Source organism: Kitasatospora sp. NPDC088391, from assembly GCF_044753345.1.
Taxonomy (GTDB): domain Bacteria; phylum Actinomycetota; class Actinomycetes; order Streptomycetales; family Streptomycetaceae; genus Kitasatospora.
The window spans coordinates 226,709-247,150 of record NZ_JBIVNB010000011.1 but is presented as its reverse complement, the minus strand read 5'-3'; the positions used below and the strand labels follow the sequence as shown (position 1 = coordinate 247,150).

Below are 20,442 nucleotides of genomic sequence, written 5' to 3'. Positions count from 1 at the left end.
GTCAGCGGTCGGCGGACTGCGCCTTCAGCGCGCGCTCCACGCCGGCCCGGGCCTCGATCACCTGGCGGCGCAGCGCCGGCGCCGGGTCCGCGCTCGCGAGCCAGGCGTCGGTGGCGTCCAGGGTGGACTGCGAGACGGCGTAGGACGGGTACAGGCCGCCGATGATCTGCTGCGAGATCTCGTGGCTGCGGGTCTCCCAGACCTGCTTGACCGAGGCGAAGTACTTCTCGGCGTAGCCGTTGATCAGCTCGCGCTGGTCGGCCTGCTGGAAGCCCGCGATCACGGCCTCCTGCACGTAGTTGGTCAGCGCGTCGGAGTCCACCACGGAGGCCCAGGCGGCGGCCTTGGCCTCGGCGGTCGGGCGGGCCGCCCGGCAGGTGGCGGCGTGCTCCTGGCCGGAGGAGGTGTTGTCGCGGACCAGCTCGGCCTCGATCGCGGCCTCGTCGGCCCGGCCGGTGGCGGCCAGGCGGACCAGCAGCGTCCAGCGCAGCTCGGTGTCGACGGCCAGGCCCTCGACCGTCTCGGTGCCGTCCAGCAGCCCGGCGAGCAGGTCGAGCTGGCCGTCGGTGCGGGCGACCGCGGCGAGCGTCCGGGCCCAGGCGAGCTGGTGGTCGCTGCCGGCCGGGGCCTCGCGCAGGGCGGTCTCGGCGGCGGCGGCCCAGCGCTGCAGGCCGGTCTCCCGCCACGCCGGGTCGGCGTAGACGTCCAGCGCCAGCTTGACCTGGCGCTGCACGGACTGGACCACGCCGATGTCGCTCTCGCGGCGGAGGCCGGAGAGGGCGAGCGAGAGGTAGTCGCGGGTGGCGAGCTCGCCGTCCCGGGTCATGTCCCAGGCGGAGGCCCAGCACAGGGCGCGCGGGAGCGAGTCGGCGAAGTCGCCGAGGTGCTCGGTGACGACGGCCAGCGAGTCGGCGTCGAGCCGGACCTTGGCGTAGGACAGGTCGTCGTCGTTGAGCAGCAGCACGGCGGGCCGGGCCCGGCCGGTCAGCTGCGGGACCTCGGTGCGCGCGCCGTCCACGTCGAGCTCGATCCGCTCGGTGCGCACCAGCGAGCCGTCGACCAGCTCGTACAGGCCGACCGCGATCCGGTGCGGGCGCAGCACGGCCTCGCCGCGGGCGCCGGCGGGCAGCGCGGGGGCCTCCTGCAGGACGGCGAAGGAGCTGATGGTGCCGTCCTCGGCGACCTCCAGCGCGGGCCGCAGCACGTTGATGCCGGCGGTCTCCAGCCACGCCTCGGACCAGGTCCGCAGGTCGCGGCCGCTGGCCTCCTCCAGCGCGCCGAGCAGGTCGGCGAGCCGGGTGTTGCCCCAGGCGTGGCGCTTGAAGTAGGCGCGCACGCCCTGGAAGAAGGCGTCCTGGCCGACGTAGGCGACCAGCTGCTTGAGCACCGAGGCGCCCTTGGCGTACGTGATGCCGTCGAAGTTGACCTGGACGTCCTCCAGGTCGTTGATCTCCGCCATGATCGGGTGGGTGGACGGCAGCTGGTCCTGCCGGTACGCCCAGGTCTTCATCTGGTTGGCGAAGGTCGTCCAGGAGTGCGGCCACTTGGAGCCGGGGGCCTCGGCCTGGCAGACCACCTCGGCGAAGGTCGCGAAGGACTCGTTCAGCCAGAGGTCGTTCCACCACTCCATGGTGACGAGGTCGCCGAACCACATGTGGGCGAGCTCGTGCAGGATCGTCGCGGCCCGGGCCTCGTAGGAGGCGTCGGTGACCTTGGAGCGGAAGACGTACTGGTCACGGAAGGTGACGGCGCCCGCGTTCTCCATCGCGCCGGCGTTGAACTCCGGGACGAAGAGCTGGTCGTACTTGGCGAAGGGGTAGGGGAAGTCGAACTTCTCCTGGAAGTAGTCGAAGCCCTGGCGGGTCACCGCGAAGATCGCGTCCGCGTCCAGGAACTCGCGCAGCGACGGCCGGCAGTAGACGCCGAACGGCACGTGCTGGGCGCCGTTGTCGTAGCTGTCGAAGACGCCGACGTACGGGCCGGCGATCAGCGCGGTGATGTAGGTGGACATCCGCGGGGTGGGCTCGAACGTCCAGACCCGGGTGTCGCCCTCGCCGGTCGGCTCGGGGGTGGGGGAGTTGGAGACCACGACCCAGCCGGCCGGGGCGGTGACGGTGAAGGCGAAGGCGGCCTTCAGGTCGGGCTGCTCGAAGTTGGCGAAGACGCGGCGGGCGTCCGGCACCTCGAACTGGGTGTAGAGGTAGGTCTCGCCGTCGGCCGGGTCGACGAAGCGGTGCAGGCCCTCGCCGGTGTTGGTGTAGGCGCAGTCCGCGACCACCCGGAGCTCGTTCTCGGCGGCCAGGTCGGGCAGCGCGATCCGGCTGTCGGCGAAGTTCTCCAGCGGCAGGGCGCGGCCGTTCAGCACGATCTCGGTGACGGCGGGGGCGACCAGGTCGATGAAGGTGGCGGCGCCCGTCTCGGCGGCAGTGAACCGGACCACGGTGGTGGACCGGAAGGTGCCGCCCTCGCGCGCCGAGCTCAGGTCGAGCTCGATCTCGTACGCGTCCACGTGCAGGAGCGCGGCCCGGGTGCGGGCCTCCTCACGGGTCAAGTTGGTGCCAGGCACTCGCAGGACTCCTTCGTCAGGGCATGGTTACCGGGCATCCTCCCACGTGGGTAACAATTCGTGTTCGTATTTGACTGCCCCTCCGGCGGGTGCCCGAGCATAGAGTTCAGAAGTTGAAGCTGAACTTTGGACGAACCGCGAGTACGCCCTGGAGGGTGGAACATGTCGACGGACACACCGGGATCGCAGTCCTCGCTGCACCGGGCGAATCTCGAACGGGTGCTCAGGGCGGTCCGGATGGCCGGGTCGCTCACCCAGGCGGAGATCGCCCGCGGCACGGGCCTGTCGGCCGCCACCGTGTCCAACATCGTCCGGGAGTTGAAGGAGTCCGGCACCGTGGTGGTGGCGGACACCTCCTCGGGCGGGCGCCGGGCCCGCAGCGTCTCGCTCAGCGGGGACGCCGGGATCGTGGTGGGCGTCGACTTCGGCCACACCCACCTGCGGGTGGCGGTCGGCAACCTGGCGCACCGGGTGCTGGCCGAGGAGAGCGAGCCGCTGGACGTGGACGTCTCCGCCCAGCAGGGCTTCGACCGGGCCGAGCGGATGGTCGAGCGGCTGCTCGGCCAGGCCGGCTTCCCGGCCGACAAGGTGATCGGCGTGGGCCTGGGCGTGCCGGGCCCGATCGACCAGGAGACCGGGGCGCTCGGCTCGACCGCGATCCTGCCGGGCTGGACGGGCGTGACGCCCGGGCAGGAGCTGGCCGGGCGGCTCGGCATGCCGGTGCACGTGGACAACGACGCCAACCTGGGCGCGCTGGGCGAGCTGGTCTGGGGCGCCGGGCGGGGCCTGGGCGACCTGGCGTACATCAAGGTGGCCAGCGGCGTCGGCTCCGGCCTGGTGATCAACGGGCAGATCTACCGCGGCCCCGGGGGCACCGCGGGGGAGATAGGGCACATCACGCTGGACGAGGCGGGGCCGGTCTGCCGCTGCGGCAACCGCGGCTGCCTGGAGACCTTCGTGGGCTCCCGGTACCTGCTCAACCTCTTGAACGCCAACCACCCGGGCGAGCTGACCCTGGGGCGGGTGGTCCAACTGGCCCAGCAGGGCGACCTGGGCTGCCGCCGGGTGATCGCCGACGCGGGCCGGCAGATCGGGATGGGCGTGGCCACCCTCTGCAACCTGCTCAATCCCCGCCGGGTGATCCTCGGTGGAGACCTGGCCGAGGCCGGTGAGCTGGTGCTTTCCCCGATCCGGGACTCGGTGGCGCGGTACGCGATCCCCAGTGCCGCCCGGCAGCTCTCGGTCGTCCCGGGCACCCTGGGCGGCCGCGCGGAGGTGCTCGGCGCCCTGGCCCTGGTGATGAGCGAGATGAGCGAGACCGGGGTGCTCTGAGGTACCCGGAGCACCCGCACGGGGGAATCCGACGGCTCGCCCGGTCTCGGGCGAGCCTTCAGGAAGATAACGAATGGGTTTGAATCCGGGGGCCTCAGGTTTTACTTATTGACGACAAGCTCCGTGACGGGGTTGACTCCTGCCCACCTCGCCGCGATGTTCCGCGGCTCTGTCAGGGAGGCACCCCCCACCATGAACGCAATGATGCGTCGCGTCGTCATCGGCACCGCCGCCGCCTCGATGGCTCTGACCATGGCCGCTTGCGGCAAGGCCGGCGACGACAAGAAGGCCGACGCTGGTTCGGGCAACAACAAGTCCATCGGCCTGCTGCTGCCGGAGAACGCGTCCTCGACCCGCTACGAGTCCTTCGACAAGCCGTTCATCGAGGCCAAGGTCAAGGAACTCTGCGCCGACTGCAAGGTCGAGTACAACAACGCCGAGGGCTCCGCCTCGAAGCAGAAGCAGCAGTTCGACACCCTGATCGCCCAGGGCGTCAAGGTGATCATCCTGGACGCGTTCGACGCCAAGTCCACCCAGGCCTGGGTGTCCGACGCGGCCAAGAAGGGCGTCAAGGTCATCGCGTACGACCGCCTGGCCACCGGCCCGGTCTCGGCCTACGTCTCCTTCGACAACGAGAAGGTCGGCGAGCTCCAGGGCCAGGCCCTGGTCGACGCCCTCGGCGCCAAGGCCGCCGACGCCAACGTCGTGATGATCAACGGTGACGAGGCCGACCCGAACGCCGCCAAGTTCAAGTCCGGCGCGCACAAGGTGCTGGACGGCAAGGTCAAGAAGGTCGTCTACGAGCAGAGCGGTGAGTGGAAGCCCACCGTCGCGGGCCAGAAGGTCGGCGCCGCCATCACCCAGCTCGGCAAGGACGGCTTCCAGGCCGTCTACTCCGCCAACGACGGCATGGCCGCCGCGATCATCACCCAGCTGAAGTCCCAGGGCATCAACGTCCCGGTCGGCGGCCAGGACGCGGGCCTCGACGCCATCCAGCGGATCGTCTCCGGCGACCAGGCCTACACCATCTACAAGGCCTACAAGCCGCTGGCCGACTCGGCCGCCGAGCTCGCGGTCAACCTGCTGCAGGGCAAGGACGTCAAGGCCGTCGCCAGCTCGACCATCGACAGCGACACCGACAAGGGCATCCCGGCCAAGCTGCTCGAGCCGAAGATCGTCACCAAGGCGAACATCACCGACACCGTGATCGCCGACAAGCTCTACAAGGTCTCGGACATCTGCACCGCCGACTTCGCCGCCGCCTGCACCGCGGCCGGCCTGAAGTAGCACCCGCCGGGCGGGGGGCCTCCCGATCGCGGCGGCCCCCCGCCCGCCCCGTTTCACCCCGGAAGTACCCCGCGCGCCCGGCCCGGCGCGCGGGACGGCCGTGCCGGAAACGTCAGGTCCGGCACGGGACTCAAGGAGTTGGTTCACGTGACAGGCGCACCCGTACTGGCGTTGCGCGGGGTCTCCAAGCGCTTCGGCGCCGTCCAGGCACTCACCGACGTGCATCTGGAGGTCCACGCGGGCGAGGTCGTCGCCCTGGTCGGCGACAACGGCGCCGGTAAGTCCACCCTGGTCAAGACCATCGCGGGCGTCCACCCGATCGACGAGGGCGTCATCGAGTGGGAGGGCCGGGCGGTTCCGATCAACCGCCCGCACGACGCCCAGGCGCTCGGCGTCGCCACCGTCTACCAGGACCTCGCGCTCTGCGACAACCTCGACGTGGTCGGCAACCTGTTCCTCGGCCGCGAGCTCAAGCGCTTCGGCACCCTGGACGAGGTCGCCATGGAGAAGCGCGCCCGCGAACTCCTCGACACCCTGTCGATCCGCATCCCCAGCGTGCGCATCCCGATCGCCGGCCTCTCCGGCGGCCAGCGCCAGGTGGTGGCGATCGCCCGCGCCCTGGTCGGCGACCCCAAGATCGTCATCCTGGACGAGCCCACCGCCGCCCTCGGCGTCGAGCAGACCGCCCAGGTCCTGGACCTGGTCGAGCGGCTCCGCCAGCGCGGCCTCGGCGTGATCCTGATCAGCCACAACATGGCCGACGTCAAGGCCGTCGCGGACACCGTCGCGGTGCTCCGGCTGGGCCGCAACAACGGCAGCTTCGAGGTCGCCAGCACCTCGCACGAGGAGATCATCTCCGCCATCACCGGCGCCACCGACAACGCGGTGACACGTCGTCAGGCCCGAATCGCGGAGGAAGCCAAGTGACCACCGAGACCCCCACCACCACCTCCCCCGAGCCGGCCCCGCCGGCCGTCGACCCGCGTCTGCTGGTCCGCAAGGAGGGCCTGGCCGGCTACTTCGAGGAGTTCACCCGCAAGATCCGCAGCGGCGAGCTCGGCTCGCTGCCGGTGGTGATCGGCCTGATCATCATCGCCGCGATCTTCCAGTTCAAGACCGGCTCCTTCCTCAACGCCGACAACCTCACCAACATCACCAAGTGGATCGCCGGCCCCGGCCTGATCGCGGTCGGCGTGGTGTTCGTGCTGCTGCTCGGCGAGATCGACCTCTCGCTCGGCTCGGTGGCCGGCGCCACCGCCGCCATCACCTCGGTGCTGGCCGTCCGCCAGGGCATGAACGAGTGGCTGGCCATCCTGGTCGCCATCGCCTCGGCGATCGCGATCGGCGCCCTGCACGGCTACTTCTTCGCCAAGATCGGCGTCCCGGCCTTCGTGGTCACGCTGGCCGGCATGCTGGCCTGGAACGGCCTGCAGATGCTGGTCCTCGGCACCCTCGGCACCGTCAACAACCCGAACGACGGCGTGGTCGCCAACCTGGACACCTACTTCCTGGGCGACGGCGACATCATCTGGGCCTGGCTGTTCGCGGTCGTCACCATCGTGCTGTTCGCCGGCGGCCAGCTGCTCGACTCCCGCCGCCGCTCCGCCGCCGGCCTGCCCGCCCGCCCGCTCAGCGAGATCGCGCTGCGCACCGGCCTGATCGGCGTCGTGGTGCTGGTCGCCGCCTACATGCTCAACCAGGACAGCGGCCTGCCGCTGCCGCTGGTGATCTTCGTCGGCATCGTCGCGCTCGGCGACTTCGTGCTCCGCCGCACCTCCTACGGCCGGCAGATCTTCGCGGTCGGCGGCGGCATCGAGGCGGCCCGCCGCTCTGGCATCAACGTCGCCTGGGTGCGGATCTCGGTCTACATGATCTCGGCCGGCCTGGCCGGCTTCGGCGGCCTGTTCATCGCCTCCCAGCAGGGCTCCGCGGACAAGGCGCTGGGCAGCGGCAACGTCCTGATGAGCGCCATCGCGGCGGCCGTCATCGGCGGCACCAGCCTGTTCGGCGGCCGCGGCAAGACCTGGTCGGCGCTGCTCGGCATCCTGGTCATCCAGTCCATCACCACCGGCCTGGACATGGTCCGCGCCCAGCAGGCCATCCAGTACATGATCACCGGCGCGGTGCTGCTCGCCGCGGTGGTCCTGGACTCGGTCTCCCGCCGCACCCAGAAGTCGCACGGACGCGGCTGACCCCGCCCCGCCCGGAACCGCGCGACCGGTCTCCCCTTCTATACAGGGACCGGTCGCGCGGTCGCGTGCGTTCGGCCCCGGACCACCCGAAAGGTGGTCCGGGTTGCCCGCCGCACTACGCCCGGGTAATGGACATTAGACTCAACCGGGGCGTACGCCCTCCGGGCCCGGACGGGCGCGGGAAATTGGACGAGGAGGAACGGGTGGCCCTGCTGACCCGCATTCGGGGACCGCGCGATCTCGATCGGCTCACGCCCGCGCAGCTGTCGGAGCTCGCCGAGGAGATCCGCGGCTTCCTGGTCGAGGAGGTCTCCAAGACCGGCGGCCACCTGGGCCCCAACCTCGGCGTGGTGGAGCTCACGCTGGCGATGCACCGGGTCTTCGACTCCCCGCGCGACCGCATCCTCTTCGACACCGGTCACCAGAGCTACGTGCACAAGCTGCTGACCGGCCGCCAGGACTTCTCCCGGCTGAAGATGAAGGGCGGCCTGTCCGGCTACCCCTCGCGCGCCGAGTCCGAGCACGACGTGATCGAGAACTCGCACGCCTCCACCGTGCTCGGCTACGCCGACGGCCTGGCCAAGGCCAACAAGATCCAGGGCCACAAGGACCGCCCCGTGGTCGCCGTGATCGGCGACGGCGCGCTCACCGGCGGTATGGCCTGGGAGGCGCTGAACAACATCGCCGACAGCCAGGACCTGCCGATCGTCATCGTGGTCAACGACAACGAGCGGTCCTACTCGCCGACCATCGGCGGCCTGGCCAACCACCTCTCCACCCTGCGCACCACCCAGGGCTACGAGCGCTTCCTGTCCTGGGGCAAGGACGCGCTGCAGCGCACCCCCGTGGTCGGCCAGGCGATGTTCGACACCCTGCACGGCGCCAAGAAGGGCCTGAAGGACTTCATCGCCCCGCAGGGCATGTTCGAGGACCTCGGCCTCAAGTACATCGGCCCGATCGACGGCCACGACCTGCAGGCCCTGGAGTCCGCCTTCGCCAAGGCGCGCGGCTTCGGCGGCCCGGTCATCGTGCACTGCATCACCGAGAAGGGCCGCGGCTACCACGCCGCCGAGAACAACGACGAGGACCGCTTCCACGCGGTCGGCGTGATCCACCCCGACACCGGCCTGCCGGTGAAGACCTCCGGCAAGGACTGGACGTCCGTGTTCGGCGAGGAGATGGTGGCGCTCGGCCGCGAGCGCCGCGACATCGTCGCGATCACCGCCGCGATGCTGCACCCCGTCGGCCTGGCCCCGTTCGCCCAGGCGTTCCCGGACCGGATCTTCGACGTCGGCATCGCCGAGCAGCACGCCGCGGTCTGCGCCGCCGGCCTGGCCACCAACGGCCTGCACCCGGTGGTCGCGGTCTACGCGACCTTCCTCAACCGGGCCTTCGACCAGGTCCTGATGGACGTCGCGCTGCACCGGCTGGGCGTCACCTTCGTGCTCGACCGCGCGGGCGTCACCGGCACCGACGGCGCCTCGCACAACGGCATGTGGGACATGTCGATCCTGCAGGTCGTCCCCGGCCTGCGGCTGGCCGCCCCGCGCGACGCCGAGCAGGTCCGGCTCCAGCTGCGGGAGGCCGTCGAGGTCACCGACGCGCCCACCGTGGTCCGCTACTCCAAGGGCAGCGTCGGCCCGGCCGTCCCCGCCGTCGGCACGGTCGGCGGGATGGACGTGCTGCGCCGCGCCGAGGGGGGCACCGCCGACGAGGCCGCCGACGTGCTGATCGTCTCGGTCGGCGCGATGGCCCCGCTCTGCCTGGAGGCCGCCGACCTGCTCGCCGAGCAGGGCATCACCAGCACCGTGGTCGACCCGCGCTGGGTCAAGCCGGTGGACGCCGCGCTGCCCGGCCTGGCCGCCCGGCACCGCCTGGTGGTCACCGTCGAGGACAACGGGCGGGCCGGCGGCGTCGGCTCGGCGATCGCCCAGGCGCTGCGCGACGCCGACGTGGACGTCCCGCTGCGCGACTTCGGCATCCCGCAGGAGTTCCTCGACCACGCCTCGCGGGCCGAGATCCTGGAGGAGATCGGCCTCACCGCCCCGGTCGTCGCGGCGAAGACCGCCGCGCTGCTGAACGCTCGCGCGCTCGCCCGGAGCTGACGCCCCGGAACACCCCTGGCGCACCGCCGGAGCCCGTCCGGCGGTGCGCCGATCATCCGATCGTCACACTCTTTCGCGGACCGGCACTTCCCCGCGCGTTCACGGCAGGTAGGTTGTCATCCGTGTCCCTCACCACGAGCCGCCCGCGCTCCTTCGCCGACCGACTGACGGCGAACGTCCGGACCGGGTACTGGACCGGGCTCGTCCCGCTGCTCGCGCTGGTGGCCACCCTCACCCACCTCCCGTCCTTCCTGCGCCCCGTCTGGAGCCCCGACGAGGGCTATCTCGCCACCCAGGCCCGGATGCTCGCCGACGGCGGCGTCCTCTACGACACCGTCGTCGACCGCAAGCCCCCGCTGCTGCCCTGGCTCTACGAGGCCTGCTTCGCCGTCTTCGGCTCCGTCTCGCTCTGGCCGCTGCGCACCCTGGCGATCTGCGCCCACCTCGCCACCGCCGTGCTGCTCGCCTCGATCGCCCGCGGCCGCTGGGGCGACCGGGCCGGCCGCTACGCCGGCCTGATCTACCTGCTGGTCTCGATCGGCCTGTCGCCCGAGGACACCCAGGCCGCCACCTTCGAAGTCTTCATGCTGCCCGCCATGGTCGCCGCCTTCCGCTACGCGGAGCGCCGCCGCTGGCTGGCCGCGGGCATCGCCGTCGCGCTCTGCTCGCTCACCAAGCAGACCGGCGGCGCCGTCCTGCTGCCCGTGCTGTGGATGCTGCTCCAGGACACCCGCCGCCGCGGCGTCCGCTGGCCCCCCGCCCTGGCCAAGATCGGCTTCGGGTTCGCGCTGCCGATAGCGCTGGTCGCCGTCATCCTCACCAAACCCAAGGGCTTCCTGTTCTGGGTGGTCACCGGCTCCGGCGACTACGCCGTGCTCGGCTCCAACTGGCCCCAGATGCTCGGCCGGGCGCTCGGCAACTCCGCCATCCTGCTGTCGGCCGGCCTGGCCTTCCTGCTGCCCTACGCGCACCGCCTCTGGCTGCGCCGGCACCGGCGGCCGGTCCCGGGCCGCGGCCCCGAGCACGGCTCCACCGCCGACCTGTGGGTCTGGCTGGCCTCCTCGATCGTCGCGGTCTCGGTCGGCTTCCACTTCTTCGGCCACTACTACCTCCAGCTGATGCCGCCACTGGTCCTGCTCGGCATCGGCGCCGTCGCCACCTCCGCCGTCCCCTGGCGGCCCGTGGTCGCCTACTCCGCGGTCGCCTCCACCTTCTTCTGCGCCCTCGCCGTCTTCTGGCCCGGCCAGCGCCTCACCCAGACCACCGAGGTCGCCACCGCCGTCGCCGCCCAGACCACCCCCAAGGACACCGTCCTGGTCTGGGGCATGCACCCCGAGCTCTACTGGCTCGCCGACCGCCGCCCCGCCACCCGCTACCTCACCGCCGGCTTCCTCACCAACTTCAGCGGCGGCAAGGGCGGCGAGAAGGTCGGCGAGCAGTACTCCGTCTCCGACGCCTGGCAGACCTTCGACAACGAGATCTCCACCAACGGCTTCCCCGAGGTCTTCGTCGACGACTCCGGCACCTCCCCGTACCAGCCCGACCTGGTCCCCCGGATCGCCTCCCTCCTCGACACCCACTACGAGGTGGTCGGCGTCACCGGCGACACCGTCATCTACCGCCTCAAGAAGAAGTAGGCCGCCGCGGTGGGCTACTACCTCGAAGCCGTCGTCGCCGCCGAACCGCTGCTCCGCGCCGCCGCGGCGGGGCTCCCCTCCACCCGTGTCGTCCCCGTCGCCCGGGGCCTCGCCCTGCTCCCGATGAGCGACGCCCTGGACGAGGCGATCCGCACCGACGACGCCCCGCTCGCCCCCTTCCGGATGCTCCCCAACGGCTTCGACCGCACGCTCGCCGCCTGGTCGGAGCACGGCCCCGTCGCGTACGTCGAGGCCGACATCTGGGGCGGCACCGGAGAACAGGCCGTCGCCGTGTGGACCCGCGGCGCCCTCACCCTCGGCCCCCTCGTCGAGGCGACCGGCAGCCCGATCTCCCTCGCCCTCCGCCGGCTCGGCGCCACCCCCGACGGCCACGTCGACGAGTTCGACGCCGTCGGCCTCGGCCGCCACCGCCGCACCGAGTCCTGGCTCACCCAGGACGGCTGACCTCCGTCTGCTACAGGCTGGTCAACTGGCAGACGTAGACGCGCTGCTGGCGCGGGACGACGAAGTACGCGAAGAAGCCGTCGGCGACGGCGATCGTCCGTAGTCCTTCGCCCGGGCCCTGGTGCGTGGTGCCGTCGAGGTAACGGGCCTCGGCGGCGCGGACGAGTTCGTCGGCGCGGGACGCCACCTCGGCGAGCAGCGCGGGCGGGGCTCCGGCGGCGACGTGCTGCTCGTCGGGGTGGTACTCCCAGGACCAGGTCACCCGTTCACCGCCGCGTAGGCGTGGTTGAAGATCTCCAGGGATTCGCGGACGGCCGCGGACCAGCGGGGGTCGTCGCGGTCCAGGGTCTGGACGGTGTGCTCGGCCCGGCGCAGGCGGGCGGCGGTGTCGAGGTTGCGGGCGACCTCGACGTGGGCGGCCCAGGTGTTCAGGAAGGCCCGGAGCGGGTCGATGGAGCCAGTGCGGACGGCGAGGGCGAAAGCTTCGTCCTGTTGGGCCGTCAGCTCGGGAATCCGGTGCGGAGCGACGGTGGCGAGGGCGGCGCGGAGGGCCTCGGGGGTCTTGGCGGGCCGCGGGACCAGTTCGTCGTCGTGGCACGCGGGATGCTCGGGCTGTGCGGTCATGAAGTCCTCCCTGGGCCGACCCGTCCAGCGTAGTCGTGCGAACGCCGCAGGGCGGCACCCCGTCCCGGAGGGAGGGGTGCCGCCCTGCGGCGGGTGGTGCGGGGGTGCGTCAGGCGGGGAGCGAAGCCAGGCCGGGGGCCAGGAACTTCTTGCCGTTGACGCGCTCGGAGACGCCCTCGCGGTCGAGGTACGGGGTGATGCCGCCGAGGTGGAAGGGCCAGCCGGCGCCGGTGATCATGCAGAGGTCGATGTCCTGGGCCTCGCCGACCACGTTCTCGTCGAGCATCAGGCCGATCTCCTGGGCGACGGCCTCCAGGGCGCGGGCGCGGACCTGGTCCTCCGTCAGGACGGAGTCGCCGAAGGTGAGGAGGGCGAGGACCTCGGGGTCGAGGACCTGGGCGCCGTCCTGCCAGACGTAGAAGCCGCGCTTGCCGGCCGCGACGACCTTGCCGAGGTTCTCGGAGACGGCGAACCGCTCCGGGAAGGCGCGGTGCAGGGTCTCGGAGACGTGCAGGGCGATCGCGGGGCCGACCAGTTCGAGCAGGGCGATCGGCGACATCGGCAGGCCGAGCGGCTTCACCGCGGCCTCGACGGTCTCGAACGGGGTGCCCTCGTCGATGATGCTCTGGATCTCGCCCATGAAGCGGGTCAGGATGCGGTTGACCACGAACGCGGGGGCGTCCTTGGTGAGGACCGCGGTCTTCTTCAGCTTCCGGGCCACCCCGAACGCGGTGGCCAGCGAGGCGTCGTCGGTCTTCTCGGCCCGGACGATCTCCAGCAGCGGGAGGATCGCGACCGGGTTGAAGAAGTGGAAGCCGACCACGCGCTCCGGGTGCTGGAGCTTGGAGGCCATCTCGGTGACCGACAGCGAGGAGGTGTTGGTGGCCAGGATCGCGGTCGGCGAGACCACGGCCTCCAGCTCCGCGAACACCTTCTGCTTGACGCCCATCTCCTCGAACACGGCCTCGATGACGAAGTCCGCGTCGCCGAAGGCGACGGCCTTGTCGAGGTGGCCGGAGACCAGGCCCTTGAGCTTGTTGGCCTTGTCGCCGCCGATCCGGCCCTTGGCGAGCAGCTTGTCGATCTCGCCGTGGACGTAGCCGACGCCCTTGTCGATCCGCTCCTGGTCGATGTCGGTGAGGACCACCGGCACCTCCAGGCGGCGCGCGAAGAGCAGCGCCAGCTGGGAGGCCATCAGGCCCGCGCCGACCACGCCGACCTTGGAGACCGGGCGGGCCAGCGACTTGTCCGGCGCGCCGAACGGCTTCTTGGCGCGGCGCTGGACCAGGTTGAAGGCGTAGAGGCCGGAGCGCAGTTCGCCGCTCATGATGAGGTCGGCGAGCGCGGTGTCCTCGGCGTCGAAGCCGGCCTGCAGGTCGCCGTCCTTGACCTGCTGGATGATGTCGAGCGCCTTGTAGGCGGCCGGGGCGGCCCCGTGCACCTTGGCGTCGGCGACCCAGCGGCCCCAGAGCACGGCGTCGTCCCAGGCCTTGCCGCGGTCGAACTCCTCGCGCTCGACGGCGACGTCGCCCTTGAGGACCTGCGCGGTCCAGCGCAGCGACTGCTCCAGGAAGTCGGCCGGCTCGAAGATCGCGTCCGCGATGCCGAGCTCGAACACCTCCTGGCCCTTGAGCTGCTTGTTCTGGGCCATCGAGTTCTCGACGATGACCTTGACCGCCTTGGCGGGGCCGATCAGGTTCGGCAGCAGGGTGCAGCCGCCCCAGCCGGGGACCAGGCCGAGGAAGACCTCGGGCAGCGAGAAGGCGGGGACGCCGGAGCTGACGGTGCGGTAGGTGGCGTGCAGGCCGACCTCGACGCCGCCGCCCATCGCCGCGCCGTTGTAGTAGGCGAAGGAGGGGACGGGCAGCGCGGCGATCCGCTTGAAGACGTCGTGGCCGCCCTTGCCGATGGCCAGCGCGTCCGCGTGGTCGCTCAGCACCTCGACGCCCTTGAGGTCGGCGCCGACCGCGAAGATGAACGGCTTGCCGGTGATCGCGACGGCGACCACCTCGCCCGCGGCGGCCTCGGCCTCGACCTGGTCCAGCGCCTCGGAGAGCTTGGCCAGCGAGCCCGGGCCGAAGGTGGTCGGCTTGGTGTGGTCGAAGCCGTTGTCCAGGGTGATCAGCGCCAGCCGGCCGGCCTGCAGCGGCAGGTCCAGGTGGCGCACGTGCGCGGTGGTGACGACCTCGCCGGGGAAGAGTTCGGCGGCGCGGCGCAGCAGCTCAGTGGTGCTCATGGTCACTTACCACCCTCGAAGTGCGGGTTCTCCCAGATGACGGTGCCGCCCATGCCGAAGCCGATGCACATGGTGGTGAGGCCGTAGCGGACGTCCGGGCGCTGCTCGAAGCGGCGGGCCAGCTGCGACATCAGGCGCACGCCGGTGGAGGCCAGCGGGTGGCCGAAGGCGATCGCGCCGCCGTACGGGTTGACCCGCTCGTCGTCGTCGGCGATGCCGTAGTGGTCGAGGAAGGCCAGCACCTGGACGGCGAACGCCTCGTTGACCTCGAACGCGCCGATGTCGTCGATGGTCAGGCCGGCCTTGGCCAGCGCCTTCTCGGTGGCGGGGACGGGGCCGATGCCCATCACCTCGGGCTCGACGCCCGCGAACGCGAAGCTGACCAGGCGCATCTTGACCGGCAGGCCCAGTTCGCGGGCCACGTCCTCGGCGGCCAGCAGCGAGGCGGTGGCGCCGTCGTTCAGACCGGCCGAGTTGCCCGCGGTGATGTTGCCGTGCGGGCGGAACGGGGTCTTCAGACCGGCCAGGCTCGCCATCGTGGTGCCCGGGCGCATCGGCTCGTCGGTGGTGGCCAGGCCCCAACCGGTCTCGCCGACCTCGGGGTTGGTGTTGCGGATGGAGATCGGCACCAGGTCGGGCTGGATGTCGCCGTTGGCGTACGCCTTGGCGGCCTTCTCCTGCGAGCGCACCGCGTACGCGTCGCAGCGCTCCTTGGTCAGGTGCGGGAAGCGGTCGTGCAGGTTCTCCGCGGTCATGCCCATGAACAGGGCGGACTCGTCGACCAGCTTCTCCGAGACGAAGCGCGGGTTCGGGTCGACGCCCTCGCCCATCGGGTGGCGGCCCATGTGCTCGACACCGCCGGCCACGACCACGTCGTACGCGCCGAAGGCGATGCCGCCGGCGGTGGTGGTGACGGCGGTCATCGCGCCGGCGCACATCCGGTCGATGGCGTAGCCCGGGACGGACTTCGGCAGGCCGGACAGCAGCGCGGCGGTGCGGCCGATGGTCAGGCCCTGGTCGCCGATCTGGGTGGTGGCCGCGACGGCGACCTCGTCGATCCGCTCGACGGGCAGGCTCGGGTTGCGGCGCACGAGCTCACGGATGCACTTGACGACCAGGTCGTCGGCGCGCGTCTCGTGGTAGATGCCCTTCGGGCCGGCCTTGCCGAACGGGGTGCGGACGCCGTCGACGAAGACGACGTCCCTCGCGATACGAGGCACGGGGGCTCTCCTCCCAGGGGGACATGGCAATGAGCGCGCACATGGTCTGCGCTGCTGCGTCCACCAATCTACCCGCGAGTAACAACGCCGGGCAAGGACCGTGAGAGCCGTCACTCGGACCGGCGCCCCCGAGGTCAGCCCGCGGCCTCGCGGAAGGCCGTCGCCAGCGCCGGGGCGACCAGCTCGGTCTGCCAGGCGCGGGCGCCCAGGGCCCGCAGCGCGGCGGTGATCCCGTCCGGGCCGGCCTCGGCCGGGGGCTCCCAGGAGACCCGGCGGACCAGGTCGGGCGCGATCAGGTTCTCGGCCGGCAGCTGGTGCTGCTCGGCGAGCGCCGTCACGGCGGCCCGGGCCGCGGTGAGCCGGGCCGCGGCCACCGGGTCCTTCTCGGCCCAGGCGCGCGGCGGCGGCGGGCCCTCGTGCGGGGCGGTCGCGGGCGGCAGCGCGGACTCCGGCAGCTGCCGGGCCCGCTCGACCGCGGCCAGCCACTGGTCGAGCTGACGGCGGTTCACCCGCGGGCCGAAGCCCTGCACGGCGATCAGCGCGGGCGCGTTCAGCGGCATCGCCAGCGCGGCGTTGACGATGGCGGCGTCCGGCAGCACCCGGCCGGGGGAGACGTCGCGCTCGCGGGCGATCCGGTCCCGGGCCTGCCAGAGCTCGCGGACGGCGGCCAGCTGGCGGCGGCGCCGGACCTTGTGCAGCTGGGAGGTGCGCCGCCACGGGTCGACCCGGGGGGCCGGGCGGGGGGCGGCGGCCAGCGCGGCGAACTCCTGGTGCGCCCAGTCGAGCTTGCCCTGCCGCTCCAGCTCGGCCTCCAGCGCGTCGCGCAGGTCGACCAGCACCTCCACGTCGAGCGCGGCGTAGCGCAGCCAGGGCTCGGGCAGCGGGCGGGTGGACCAGTCGACCGCGGAGTGCTCCTTGGCCAGCGAGAGGCCGAGCACGTTCTCGGTCATCGGGCCGAGGCCGACCCGGGCGAACCCGGCCAGCCGGCCGGCCAGCTCGGTGTCGAACAGCACCCCGGGGTGCATGCCGACCTCGAACAGGCAGGGCAGGTCCTGGGTGGCGGCGTGCACCACCCACTCGGCGTCCTGGATCGCCGCGTCCAGCCCGGACAGGTCGGGGCAGGCGATCGGGTCGACCAGCGCGGTCCCGGCGCCCTGGCGGCGGAGCTGGATCAGGTAGGCGCGCTGGCCGTAGCGGTAGCCCGAGGCGCGCTCGGCGTCGACGGCGACCGGGCCGGTGCCGGCGCGGAACGCCGCGATCGTCGCGGCCAGCGCCTGCTCGTCCGCCACCACAGGTGGGAGCCCGTCCCGGGGTTCGAGCAGCGGAACCGGGGCGGTCTCTTCGGGGATGGCGGCTACGGCGTCGGTCACCCCCCAAGGGTACGTCGTGCGCCGCCGCCGAGAGTGTTGTCCGACTGGTCGGACGATGTTCCGACATATGCCGGGCGGTGCGGACGGCCCGCCGGGGCCCCGGTCCGGACCTGCGGCGGCGGGCCGTTGACGGCCCGTCACGTGCGCGAACGCGCCGGGCGCGCCGCCGGGGTGCGCCCCGGCGGCCGGGCAGGGGCGCTACGCGGGGAACGACGCGGGGAACGACGACGGCCCGGAGGAAACGTTCCTCCGGGCCGTCACCAGCGACGATTCCGTCAGTGGATGATGCCGGTCCGCAGCGCCACGGCGACCATGCCGGCCCGGTCGCCGGTGCCCAGCTTGCGGGCGATCCGGGCCAGGTGGCTCTTCACCGTCAGCGCGGAGAGGCCCATCGCCACGCCGATCGCCTTGTTCGACTGGCCCTCGGCCACCAGGCGCAGCACCTCGACCTCGCGGCCGGACAGCTCGCGGTAGGCGGACGGCTGAGCGCCGGGAGCACCGGGGGCACCGGGGGCGGCGCCGGGCTGGCCGGGGGCGCCGGGCGCGCCCGGGTGGTGGTGGCCCGGGATGCCGGGGCGGCGCATCCGGCCGGCCAGGCCGGCGCCGATCGGCAGGCCGGGGCGGCCGGGCATCGGCATGTTGGTCCGGGTGCCGGTCACCACGTACCCCTTGACGCCGCCGGCCAGCGCCGAGCGGACCGCGCCGATGTCGTCGGCGGCGGACAGCGCCAGGCCGTTCGGCCAGCCCGCGGCACGGGTCTCGGCCAGCACCGTCAGGCCGGAGCCGTCGGGCAGGTGGACGTCGGCGATGCAGATGTCACGGGGGGTGGAGATGCGCGGGCGGGCCTCGGCGATCGAGGAGACCTCGATCACGTCACGGACGCCGAGCGCCCATAGGTGCCGGGTCACCGTGTTCCGGACGCGGGGATCAGCGATGACCACCATGGCGGTGGGCTTCGTCGGACGGTACGCGACGACGCTCGTGGGGTGCTCAAGAAGGACCGACACCTGGGGCCTCCGGCGGGGAGTGGCGGACGGAACCCCGAGGGGGCGGTCGGAGTGTTCCGCGTCTGGAAAGGGTCACTGACACCTTCGGCAACAACCGTGCCCGGCTTTAGCGGGTGATCACGATCTGGTGAGTAACAATACGGACAAATCGCGCAGATGACCGGTACGACATGCCTGGAAATCGCACAGATTCGATCACTACCGGCGACACGACGATCGGGAACGGGCAGGTAATTGACCGGGAGCGCATACGAAGTCACACTCCGTCAGTCCTGCGGGTGGAACCGCGGACCGGGCCCGGACAAATCCCCCCGTGGTGTGGTCGGGGCGCGACGGGCCGCACCGCGGAGACCCGCTGACGGGCCGTCGGTCCGGGTCCGGCTGCGGGCGCGCGGGCGTGGGCGCGCGGGGGTGATCGGGCGCGGGGCGGCGGGGCCGGCGCCGGGGTCAGTGCGAGTTGCGCGGCCGGCGGCGGGCCGGCATCGGCACCACGCCGCCGAGCAGGACCGGCCCGTCGGCCGGCAGCGGGGCGGGCGCCGACGGCGGCAGGCCCGCGCACACGCACAGCAGGTCGGCCCAGGCCGCCAGGTGCCGCTCGAAGCGGCGGTCGGCCGGCGTCCAGGACGCCCGCATCTCGATCTCGGTGGACGCGCCGCGTTCCGCCAGCGCGCCGAAGTACTGGGAATGACACCGCGTCACCGTGCCGGACGGCTCGGCGTACCCGGCGGCGTGCGCCTGCAGCGCGTCCAGCAGCCACGTCCAGCCGACCTCGGAGAGCAGCGGGTCGCCCGCCATCTCCGGCTCCAGCTCGGCCCGCGTCATGGTGACCACCCGGAAGTCGCCGTTCCACGCCTCCGGCGCGGCCGGGTCGTGCAGCAGCACCAGGGTGCCGTCCGCCAGCTCCTCGCCGTCCACCTCGACCGAGGCGGAGAGCGCGAAGGTGTACGGGGCCAACCGGCGGGGGGCGGGCTGCGGGGACAGCCGTACCTCGGGGCGCAACCGCGCCCCGGTCAGCGCCTCGACCGCGTCGCGGAAACCGATCGGCGCCGACTCCCTGCCCGTTCCTCCACCCTGTGCGGATTGCCCGCCGACCGCTGCCATGTCGGGAAGCCTAGGTGGCGCGGGCCCGCAATCCGAGCACTTTCCTCCCCCCGGCGTGCCGGAGTCCCCGAAACCGGCACCGAACCGCCCCGGAACGGACCCGCTCCCGGTCCGGGACGGGCGGGCCGGGAGAGCCGGGCGGGCGGCCGGACGGGCGTCGGCCCCGTGCGAGGATGGGGCCCGTGAGTGAGACCCCCGCAGCCCAGTCCGGTCAGCGGCCCCGCGGCGCCGCGTACGACTCCGTCTTCCTGCGCGCCGCCCGCAACGAGCCCGTCCCGCACACCCCGGTGTGGTTCATGCGGCAGGCCGGCCGCTCGCTGCCCGAGTACCTGAAGGTGCGCGAGGGCATCCCGATGCTGGACGCCTGCATGCGGCCCGACCTGGTCAAGGAGATCACCCTGCAGCCGGTGCGCCGGCACGGGGTGGACGCGGCGATCTTCTTCTCCGACATCGTCGTCCCGCTCAAGGCCGCCGGCATCGACGTCGAGATCAAGGGCGGCGTCGGCCCGGTCATCGCCGACCCGATCCGCACCCGGGCCGACCTGCGACGGCTGCGCCCGCTGGAGCCCGGCGACATGCCGTACATCACCGAGGCGGTCGGCCTGCTGGTCGCCGAACTCGGCGCCACCCCGCTGATCGGCTTCGCCGGCGCCCCGTTCACGCTCGCCAGCTACCTGGTCGAGGGCGGGCCCTCGCGCAGCTACGAGAACACCAAGGCGATGATGTACGGCGAGCCCGAGCTGTGGGCCGACCTGGTCGCCCGGCTCGCCCGGATCACCTCGACCTTCCTGAAGATCCAGATCGAGGCCGGCGCCTCCGCGGTCCAGCTCTTCGACTCCTGGGCCGGCGCGCTCGCCCCCGAGGAGTACCGCCGCTCCGTGCTGCCCGCCAGCACCGAGGTCTTCGACGCGGTCGCCCCCTACGGCGTGCCGCGCATCCACTTCGGCGTGAACACCGGCGAGCTGCTCGGCCTGATGGGGCAGGCCGGCGCCGACATCGTCGGCGTCGACTGGCGCGTCCCGCTGGACGAGGCGGCCCGCCGGGTCGGCCCCGGCAAGGGCCTCCAGGGCAACCTCGACCCGGCCGTCCTCTACGCCCCCACCCACGTGGTCGAGGCCAAGGCCCGCGAGGTGCTGGACGCCGCGAAGGCGCTCGGCGGCAGCCACCACATCTTCAACCTCGGCCACGGCGTCATGCCCACCATGGACCCGGACGCCCTGACCCGCCTCACCGCTTTCGTCCACGAGGCCAGCGCCCGCTGACCCCCCGTCGGGGCCCGGGCGCCGGGCCCCGACGGCCG

At 72.4% G+C, this 20,442-nt stretch carries 16 protein-coding genes; 8 read left to right on the top strand and 8 right to left on the bottom strand.

Going from position 1 to position 20,442, the window contains the following annotated elements; genetic code table 11:
* Window position 1: 1 nt before the first annotated feature.
* Window positions 2-2,566 (bottom strand): aminopeptidase N, encoded by a 2,565-nt coding sequence (gene pepN / locus ACIQBJ_RS28895; protein WP_400716260.1) that lies wholly within the window; start codon window positions 2,564-2,566, stop codon window positions 2-4.
* Window positions 2,567-2,728: 162 nt separating this feature from the next.
* On the opposite strand from pepN, the gene ACIQBJ_RS28890 reads away from it, so the two are divergent.
* The 7 genes from ACIQBJ_RS28890 (at window position 2,729) to ACIQBJ_RS28860 (ending at window position 11,584) form a co-directional block, all read left to right on the top strand.
* Window positions 2,729-3,898 (top strand): ROK family protein, encoded by a 1,170-nt coding sequence (locus ACIQBJ_RS28890; protein ID WP_400716258.1) that lies wholly within the window; start codon window positions 2,729-2,731, stop codon window positions 3,896-3,898.
* A 192-nt stretch (window positions 3,899-4,090) separates the two neighbouring features.
* Window positions 4,091-5,185, top strand: coding sequence for a substrate-binding domain-containing protein (locus tag ACIQBJ_RS28885; protein ID WP_400716256.1), 1,095 nt, complete (start codon window positions 4,091-4,093; stop codon window positions 5,183-5,185).
* A gap of 138 nt (window positions 5,186-5,323) precedes the next feature.
* Complete coding sequence (locus tag ACIQBJ_RS28880) at window positions 5,324-6,112, top strand: ATP-binding cassette domain-containing protein (RefSeq protein ID WP_400716254.1); 789 nt, start codon at window positions 5,324-5,326, stop codon at window positions 6,110-6,112.
* Window positions 6,109-7,377: a sugar ABC transporter permease gene (locus tag ACIQBJ_RS28875; protein WP_400716252.1), complete on the top strand. Its 1,269-nt coding sequence runs from the start codon at window positions 6,109-6,111 to the stop codon at window positions 7,375-7,377. Before ACIQBJ_RS28880 ends, ACIQBJ_RS28875 begins: the two co-directional genes overlap by 4 nt.
* A 203-nt stretch (window positions 7,378-7,580) precedes the next feature.
* The gene (gene dxs, locus ACIQBJ_RS28870; RefSeq protein WP_400716250.1) at window positions 7,581-9,482 is read left to right on the top strand and encodes a 1-deoxy-D-xylulose-5-phosphate synthase; all 1,902 of its coding nucleotides are present in this window, start codon (window positions 7,581-7,583) and stop codon (window positions 9,480-9,482) included.
* A gap of 122 nt (window positions 9,483-9,604) precedes the next feature.
* A complete protein-coding gene (locus tag ACIQBJ_RS28865; RefSeq protein WP_400716248.1) occupies window positions 9,605-11,119 on the top strand; it encodes an ArnT family glycosyltransferase in 1,515 nt (504 codons plus the stop codon).
* 9 nt (window positions 11,120-11,128) lie between these two features.
* Window positions 11,129-11,584 carry a hypothetical protein gene (locus ACIQBJ_RS28860; RefSeq protein ID WP_400716246.1) on the top strand — a complete coding sequence of 152 codons (456 nt, stop codon included), beginning with the start codon at window positions 11,129-11,131 and terminating at the stop codon, window positions 11,582-11,584.
* 10 nt (window positions 11,585-11,594) lie between these two features.
* Here the strand turns inward: ACIQBJ_RS28860 and ACIQBJ_RS28855 are convergent, their stop codons facing one another.
* The 7 genes from ACIQBJ_RS28855 to ACIQBJ_RS28825 form a co-directional block, all read right to left on the bottom strand.
* On the bottom strand, window positions 11,595-11,846 hold the full coding sequence (locus ACIQBJ_RS28855; protein ID WP_400716244.1) for a hypothetical protein: 252 nt from the start codon (window positions 11,844-11,846) through the stop codon (window positions 11,595-11,597).
* Complete coding sequence (locus tag ACIQBJ_RS28850; protein ID WP_400716242.1) at window positions 11,843-12,208, bottom strand: hypothetical protein; 366 nt, start codon at window positions 12,206-12,208, stop codon at window positions 11,843-11,845. The genes ACIQBJ_RS28855 and ACIQBJ_RS28850 overlap by 4 nt, the downstream gene beginning before the upstream one ends.
* Before the next feature lie 109 nt (window positions 12,209-12,317).
* Window positions 12,318-14,444: a 3-hydroxyacyl-CoA dehydrogenase NAD-binding domain-containing protein gene (locus tag ACIQBJ_RS28845; protein WP_400716240.1), complete on the bottom strand. Its 2,127-nt coding sequence runs from the start codon at window positions 14,442-14,444 to the stop codon at window positions 12,318-12,320.
* 2 nt (window positions 14,445-14,446) lie between these two features.
* Window positions 14,447-15,664, bottom strand: a complete 1,218-nt coding sequence (locus ACIQBJ_RS28840; protein ID WP_400716238.1) for a thiolase family protein — start codon at window positions 15,662-15,664, stop codon at window positions 14,447-14,449.
* A 134-nt stretch (window positions 15,665-15,798) separates the two neighbouring features.
* A complete protein-coding gene (locus ACIQBJ_RS28835; RefSeq protein WP_400716236.1) occupies window positions 15,799-17,034 on the bottom strand; it encodes an HRDC domain-containing protein in 1,236 nt (411 codons plus the stop codon).
* Between the two features lie 275 nt (window positions 17,035-17,309).
* Complete coding sequence (locus tag ACIQBJ_RS28830; RefSeq protein ID WP_400716234.1) at window positions 17,310-18,041, bottom strand: LuxR C-terminal-related transcriptional regulator; 732 nt, start codon at window positions 18,039-18,041, stop codon at window positions 17,310-17,312.
* A 447-nt stretch (window positions 18,042-18,488) separates the two neighbouring features.
* Window positions 18,489-19,142: a DUF3000 domain-containing protein gene (locus ACIQBJ_RS28825; RefSeq protein ID WP_400716232.1), complete on the bottom strand. Its 654-nt coding sequence runs from the start codon at window positions 19,140-19,142 to the stop codon at window positions 18,489-18,491.
* A 173-nt stretch (window positions 19,143-19,315) separates the two neighbouring features.
* Here ACIQBJ_RS28825 and hemE point away from each other — a divergent pair, with 173 nt between their 5' ends.
* Window positions 19,316-20,404: a uroporphyrinogen decarboxylase gene (gene hemE / locus ACIQBJ_RS28820; RefSeq protein ID WP_400716230.1), complete on the top strand. Its 1,089-nt coding sequence runs from the start codon at window positions 19,316-19,318 to the stop codon at window positions 20,402-20,404.
* The last annotated feature ends 38 nt before the right edge of the window (window positions 20,405-20,442 follow it).